Raw genomic sequence first — 1,443 nt, forward strand, 5'->3', positions numbered from 1 at the left:
ACAGCGCCAGTCCGGGAATCGCCGGGCCGATGAGGCTGCGCGCGGACGACTCGGCGACGAGGACCGGATCCAGCTCGAGGATCGTGGTGTGGACCGTGGTCTCGGTGATGCCGTACATGTTGACCAGCCGCGCCCGGCTTTCCGGCCTGGTGGCGTACCACTCCTGGACGCGTTCGAACGACAGCGCCTCCCCGGCGAAGACGACCCACCGCAGCGGCAGGTCCCTCGGCTCCGTGCGGATCAGCTCGTAGAACGCGGACGGCGTCTGGTTCAGCACCGTCACCCGTTCCGCGGCCAGCAGGTCCACCAGCTCCTCGGGAGAGCGCGTGACGTCACGCGGCACCACGACGAGGCGGCCGCCGTACAGCAGCGCTCCCCAGATCTCCCACACGGACACGTCGAACGCGAGTGAGGCGACCATCGCCCAGACGTCGTCGGTGCCGAAGCCGTACTGGTCCTCGGTGCCGCGCATCAGACTCACGACGTCGCGGTGCGGGATCATCACGCCCTTGGGACGGCCCGTGGTGCCCGAGGTGTAGATGACGTAGGCCGGATTCTCCTGCCGCAGCGGCGAGATCCGGTCGTCGTCGGTGAGATCGGCGCCCAGGCCGTGGTCCACCGAGTCCTCGGTGATGACCGCGACCGGTGCCACGTCCTCGAACATCACGTCGATCCGGTGCTGCGGCAGGGTCGGGTCGACCGGGAGGTAGGCGGCGCCGGACTTCAGCACCGCCAGCACGGCGACGATCATCTCCACCGACCGCGGCAGCATCACCGCGACGAACCGCTCCGGCCCGGCACCGCGCTCCACCAAGGACCTGGCGAGCCCGTTGGCGCGCGCGTTCAGCTCGGCGTACGTCAGCGAGTCGCCGCCGCACGTCACCGCCACCGCGTCCGGGGTGCGCCGGACCTGGGCCTCGAAGAGCTCCGGCAGGACGACGTCCGGCACCTCGCGGACACCGGGGTTCCAGCCGGTCAGCAGCAGGTCGCGTTCCTCCGCGGTCAGCACGTCCGCCTGGCCGACGCGCTCGTCGGGATGGGCGACCAGGTGTCCGACCAGGCGCACCAGCCTGGCCACGAGCACCTCGACGGTCGAGGGGTCGAACAGGTCGGTGGCGTACTCGACGGCTCCGGTGATGCCGGCGGGCGCACCGTTCTCGTGCGTGCCGCGGAGCTCGAAGTTCAGGTCGAACTTGGCCGAGTCGCGTCCGGCCTCCGCCCGCTCGCCGACCTCCAGGCCCGGCATGGCGAACGAGGCCGCGGGGTTGCTGTCGAACGCCAGCATGACCTGGAACAGGGGATGCCGGGCGAGTGACCGCGGCGGGTCCAGGATCTCCATCAGCCGCTCGAACGGCAGGTCCTGGTTCTCGAACGCCGCCAGGTCCACCCCGCGCACCCTGGCCAGCAGCTCGCGGAACGTCGGATCGCCCGACACGTCCGTCC

General features: G+C 70.9%; 1 protein-coding gene. It reads right to left on the reverse strand.

Annotation, left to right across the window (positions count from 1 at the left end):
* Window positions 1-1,443 (reverse strand): non-ribosomal peptide synthetase (locus tag UK23_RS45560; RefSeq protein ID WP_045318088.1); only part of this gene is annotated, 1,443 nt, incomplete at both ends.

The sequence above is a fragment of the Lentzea aerocolonigenes genome (assembly GCF_000955955.1).
Taxonomy (GTDB): domain Bacteria; phylum Actinomycetota; class Actinomycetes; order Mycobacteriales; family Pseudonocardiaceae; genus Lentzea; species Lentzea aerocolonigenes_A.